This window comes from Flavobacterium sp. (genome assembly GCF_036405015.1).
Classification (GTDB): Bacteria; Bacteroidota; Bacteroidia; order Flavobacteriales; family Flavobacteriaceae; genus Flavobacterium.
The window spans coordinates 1-5,496 of sequence record NZ_DASWYK010000077.1 but is presented as its reverse complement, the minus strand read 5'-3'; the positions used below and the strand labels follow the sequence as shown (position 1 = coordinate 5,496).

Below are 5,496 nucleotides of genomic sequence, written 5' to 3'. Positions count from 1 at the left end.
ATTTTGTTTGGAGCTGTTTTTTCTTTCATTTTCAATTTGATTTCAGGCATTCCTTTCAATCCAAAAATAAAAGCGTCTTCGCCAGTCACTTCAAATTTAGCAATGTTATCTGGCATTAATTTTTCGAAGTTCTTAACGTCAGTCAATTGATCAAATAAATCTTGAGCTGATTTCTGAACTGTAACTTTTGGACTTTCTAAGTTCATATTTGTTTTGTTTTTTATTTTTTTCTTAACCGCAAAGCGCGCAAAGTTTTTTTAAATATACAAGATTTTACAAAAAAACGCAAAGATCGCAAAGCTGGAACTTTAAATAAATTCCAATTTTCTAAATCCCAAATTCCAAAAAAGAGCGAAGCGATTTTTAAGAAATCTAAAATCTAAAATCTAAAATCTAAAATCTAAAATCTAAAATCTAAAATCTAAAATCTAAAATCTAAAATCAGTCTTGTCCCCAAGTAGATGGACTTTCGTTCCATTCTAAAAGAGTAGATTGTTGATCTTCTGTTATATATTGTTTTTGAACAGCTAAATCCAAAAGATTTTCGTAGTTGCTTAAAGTGAATAAATCAATATTAGCTTCTTTAAAATTTTCTTCAGCAACACCAAAACCGTATGTAAAAATAGCAGCCATACCTTTAATGTTAGCACCTTCGCTTCTTAAAGCTTCCACAGCCATTAAACTGCTTTTTCCAGTACTAATTAAATCTTCGACCACTACAACGTTTTGGCCTTTTTGTAAAAAACCTTCAACTTGGTTTTGTCTTCCGTGTTTTTTAGGTTCCGGACGCACATATACGAATGGAAGGCCTAAACTTTCGGCAACCAAAATTCCAACTCCAATGGCTCCAGTAGCAACACCAGCGATCACATCAGGTTTTCCAAATTGTTTTTCGATGTTTTTGGCAAATTCATCACGAACATAGTTTCTGATGCTCGGAAATGAAAGAATTAACCTATTATCACAGTAAATAGGAGATTTCCAACCAGAAGCCCATGTAAAAGGATTTTCGGGATTCAATTTAATTGCATTTATTTGCAAAAGCAATTCGGCTGTTTTTTCGGCAGTATCTTTATTAAAAATCATAGTACAAATGTATAAAGTTTTTGTAAACGACAAACCACTTTTTTTGACAAATGAAATCTCTAAGGAAACAGATTTCCAATTGTTCTTGTTGGAGAGTATTGATATAGAACAGCTTATTATAAAAATTTTTCAAAATAAAATTCAAAAAGCGATTCTTTATCATCCAGATGAAAGTGAAATGATGAAAACACTAAAAGCTAAAATCCCCGTAAATAAAGCGGGCGGAGGCTTTGTGTACAACAAGAAAGGCGAGGTTTTATTTATCTTCAGAAACGGTAAATGGGATCTTCCAAAGGGCGGAATCGAGAAAGGCGAGGAGATTGAGGTAACAGCCATGAGGGAAGTTGAAGAAGAAACTGGCGTAAACCAGCTTCGTATTACAAACAAACTACAGAAAACCTACCATATCTTTAAACGTAACGGAAAATACAAACTCAAAATCACGCACTGGTTCGAAATGCAGTCTGATTTTGAAGGAACTCCACACGGCCAATTAGAAGAAGGAATCGAAAAAGTGGCTTGGCTAAATCCGGAACAAATCAAAGAAGCACTAAAAAACTCTTACGAAAACATCAAATTGTTATTCGAAGAAGATAAATACGCTTCGGTAGATTTTAAACCCAAAAAAGAAAATTTAGAGTCTTAAGAAGCTCAAAACTTAGCATCTTAGAACCTCAGCACCTCAGAATCTTAAAAATTAGGGCGTGCCACCATTTAAAAAAAGGCCCAATCAACTTTGCGTTCATTGGGCCTTTTCTTAAATGCTGTCGGGCTATCCGCGCTACTTCGGTAGCTAGCTTCTATCCCTCACGCGGAGATATGCCTTGGGATCAGTTTTCAAGTTTTACAGACAAAAAAGTCTCTTCAAAAAAGATAATTTATCCTTTCAAATATTTGATATAATTATCAAGCAAACTCTGAATTTGTACACTTGCAACAGGATTGGCAGAATGCACATTAAATTTTAAATCTCTCAAATCGAATTCAGATTCATAAACCAGCCATTTTGCGCAAGCATAACCATCTTCAGCGACATTATTATTTTCGTCAAGTCCTAAATCGTTATCAAAACTGATTAATTCGGGAAGTCCGTTTTCTGAAATTACTTTCTTAAAATCATGAAAATTCCTGACAATGACAAAATCATCATCAGTCAGGTTTTTGTAAACCATTGGGACATCTCGCAAATCGTCAAGAAAGAGTTTGTGAGATATTAAGAATTACCATTTAAATTGATCAAAAGATCGTTTTCATTAAAAACCGCATTGATTACTTTGCCATTCTTTTGAGCTTTAATTTCGTTTTCATTTGAAATCAATTCGTAACCTTTTTGAGAAAGATAATTCGTAAAGGCATTTTTATGATTTTGAATTTCAAATGTCGAAATCAATTCTGGGAAAACGGTTAAGATTCTAGAGAATTCTTCGCTTTCAATATTGTCTATTTTGTCAGATTTAATCGTAACCACCATGGTTCCTTGACCATAATTTCCAAGGTAATAACCGCTTGCATTAAACATTGTTGTAGCAACCATTCCAATAAGATGTAAATCATTAGGAACAGCGTCAAATTTTCCAACAGATAATAACTCAATATTGTTTTCTTCTCCGTATTTCTTTAATGAAAGTGCTTGTTGCATGACAGATTCTGCATAACCGCCCGCTTTATTTTCCCAAAGCCAAAGCCAAGTTTCTGACGAATGCGAAAACGAACCCAAAACCTGAATCGGAAAAGTTAGTTGATCTCCAAAAATGATTTCTTCTTTGTCCATATCGACATTCCAAGAAAGTCCGCCTGTTACTTCGTATAGGTTTCTTTGTTTTTCTAAAGCAAGTGCTCCAAATTTTTCTAAGAAATCATTTTCAGATGTAAAATGGATATTGTTTTGTGATTCTGTTTTTTCTTCTTTCTTTTTGAAGAGATTATTGAATATTCCCATGTTTTGAGGCTTTTGTTGTTTTGAAGTTACTGTTTTCAAATATATAACTTTTAAAAATAAGTAGGAAAATGATTAATTGGAATAATTGATTAATATTTGTTCGGGAAGAGAACGAATCGTAGAAAATGAAATTTTTCTAACCGCAAAGGCGCTAAGTTTTTCGCAAAGAACGCAAAGTTCTAGTGGCAAAGCTTTGCGTTCTTTGCGTTTTCTTAACTCAATTAAAACAAAAAAGCTTTGCGTTCTTTGCGGTTAAATCGCCAGTATTAAAACTTGAAACAAGGAAAAACCTGATTCTGTGACTGAAGGTTGAATAGATGAAGTAAGTAAATTTTTCTAACCGCAAAGGCGCTAAGTTTTTCGCAAAGAACGCAAAGTTCTAGTGGCAAAGCTTTGTGTTCTTTGCGTTTTCTTAACTCAATCAAAAACAAAAAAACTTTGCGTGCTTTGCGGTTAAATCACCAGTATTCTAAGCAAACAAATTTTCCCTACTTTTGCAAAATGAAAAAACACCATTCCAACGATATACTTTCGAATTTAGGAATTCAGAGCCTGAATGAAATGCAGGAAATGGCACATGATGCTATTTTGAATGAAAACAATACTTTATTACTTTCTCCAACTGGATCTGGAAAAACTCTCGCATTTTTACTTCCAGTTTTAGAATTATTGCAACCTGAAATTTTATCGGTTCAGTGTTTAATTTTGGTTCCGTCTCGTGAACTTGGATTGCAGATTGAAAAGGTTTGGAAAAAAATGGGAACCGCATACAAAGTAAACATTTGTTATGGCGGACATTCAATTGATACTGAAATCAAAAATTTAAGCAATCCTCCGGCGGTTTTAATTGGAACACCAGGAAGAATTGCGGATCATATCGATAGAGATAGTTTTAGAACAGATAAAATTCAGACTTTAATTTTAGATGAGTTTGATAAATCGCTTCAACTTGGTTTTCATGAACAAATGTCTTTTATAATCGGGAAATTATCGAAAGTAAACAAACGAGTTTTGGTTTCGGCAACTTCAGATATTGAAATTCCAAAATATACAAGAGTTATAAATCCGACTGTTTTGGATTTTATTCCTGAAGAAGAAGAAAAGACCAATCTTTCTATGAAAATGGTGCTTTCGCCAGCGAAAGATAAATTGCAGAGTTTATTCAATTTGATTTGTTCTTTAAAATCAGAGTCAGCAATTGTTTTCTGTAATCATCGTGATGCTGCAGAACGTATTAGCGATACATTAAACGAAAAAGGAATTTATTCGGTGTATTATCATGGCGGAATGGATCAGGAAGAACGTGAACGCGCTTTGATTCAGTTTCGAAACGGAAGTGTTACCTATTTAGTTACCACCGATTTGGCAGCCAGAGGTTTGGATATTCCAGAAATGAAACATGTCATTCATTATCATTTGCCTTTAAAAGAAGATGAATTTACGCATAGAAATGGGCGTACAGCGCGTATGCAGGCAACAGGAACCGCCTATATTATCATTCACGAAAGTGAAAAAGAATTGGACTACATTGATTATGAAATGGAAGTTTTGGACGTTGAAGGAAATGTTTCGTTACCAAAACCTCCACAGTTTCAAACCATTTATATTAGCGGTGGAAAGAAAACTAAACTAAACAAGTTTGATATCGTAGGTTTCTTTTCTCAAAAAGGGAAATTAGAAAAAGACGATTTAGGATTAATCGAAGTAAAAGATTTTGTTTCGTTTGCTGCAGTGAAGTATAATAAAGTAAAGGATCTTCTAAAAAACATCAAAGATGAAAAAATGAAAGGCAAGAAGTTCAAAATTGAAGTTGCGCGAAATGTCATCAAAAAAGTAGAAGAGGAGAAAAGAGGGAAATACTAAATTTCAGATTGAAAATTTTCTTTTATCTATTTGTAATTCAGGTTTTTATGAAATAGAATCTAAGTTTTACAATTTTATGTTAAAAAAATAATGGTTTGATAGGTGTTTTTTCAATATTTCTATGTTTTTTTGTGTTCGTAAAATTGTAAACCCCAAATACTATTATGAAAAAGATTATTACTCTTGCCGCATTGTTTTTTACTTTTATTTCGTTTGCACAGGTTAAGGTTTTAGAAACTGTTCCTGTAGAAAAATTAGGAAAAGTAAATAACAACTACATTCAGAAAATTGGTGACGAATACACTGTGTATTACACTATCGTTCAAAGTGATGATGACTCGACTTTAAGAAAATTTTCATTTAAGAACATCGATAATGCTTATAACTCTTTATACAATATTATCGTGGGCGGATTTACAGCTTCTCCATTGTACGATATCAAATTAGAGTTGCCTAATAACTATATTTGGTTACACTACACAGGAAATGTGGTTCCAGACAAAGCTACAGTTCAGTTTATGGTTTCTGGTAAAGAAAGAGACGCAGCAACAAACAACGTTTCTGAGCCATTCGTAAAAGATCAAATCAATAAATTATTTCAAAAATAG

Annotated in this window: 6 protein-coding genes and 1 pseudogene; 3 read left to right on the top strand and 4 right to left on the bottom strand. The window is 33.2% G+C overall.

The window, feature by feature from the left end:
* A pseudogene (locus VGE71_RS06310) lies at nucleotides 1–206 on the bottom strand (SRPBCC family protein); the annotation flags it as partial.
* 235 nt (nucleotides 207–441) lie between these two features.
* Nucleotides 442–1,086, bottom strand: coding sequence for an orotate phosphoribosyltransferase (gene pyrE / locus VGE71_RS06305; protein ID WP_331137558.1), 645 nt, complete (start codon nucleotides 1,084–1,086; stop codon nucleotides 442–444).
* Between the two features lie 7 nt (nucleotides 1,087–1,093).
* Between pyrE and VGE71_RS06300 the strand changes: the two genes are divergently transcribed.
* Nucleotides 1,094–1,732 carry an NUDIX hydrolase gene (locus VGE71_RS06300; protein ID WP_331137557.1) on the top strand — a complete coding sequence of 213 codons (639 nt, stop codon included), beginning with the start codon at nucleotides 1,094–1,096 and terminating at the stop codon, nucleotides 1,730–1,732.
* A gap of 232 nt (nucleotides 1,733–1,964) precedes the next feature.
* Here the strand turns inward: VGE71_RS06300 and VGE71_RS06295 are convergent, their stop codons facing one another.
* On the bottom strand, nucleotides 1,965–2,300 hold the full coding sequence (locus tag VGE71_RS06295; protein ID WP_331137559.1) for a cyclic-phosphate processing receiver domain-containing protein: 336 nt from the start codon (nucleotides 2,298–2,300) through the stop codon (nucleotides 1,965–1,967).
* On the bottom strand, nucleotides 2,300–3,064 hold the full coding sequence (locus VGE71_RS06290) for a DUF6882 domain-containing protein (protein WP_331137556.1): 765 nt from the start codon (nucleotides 3,062–3,064) through the stop codon (nucleotides 2,300–2,302). Before VGE71_RS06290 ends, VGE71_RS06295 begins: the two co-directional genes overlap by 1 nt.
* A 462-nt stretch (nucleotides 3,065–3,526) precedes the next feature.
* On the opposite strand from VGE71_RS06290, the gene VGE71_RS06285 reads away from it, so the two are divergent.
* Nucleotides 3,527–4,888, top strand: a complete 1,362-nt coding sequence (locus tag VGE71_RS06285; RefSeq protein WP_331137555.1) for a DEAD/DEAH box helicase — start codon at nucleotides 3,527–3,529, stop codon at nucleotides 4,886–4,888.
* A 164-nt stretch (nucleotides 4,889–5,052) separates the two neighbouring features.
* Nucleotides 5,053–5,496 (top strand): hypothetical protein, encoded by a 444-nt coding sequence (locus VGE71_RS06280; protein WP_331137554.1) that lies wholly within the window; start codon nucleotides 5,053–5,055, stop codon nucleotides 5,494–5,496.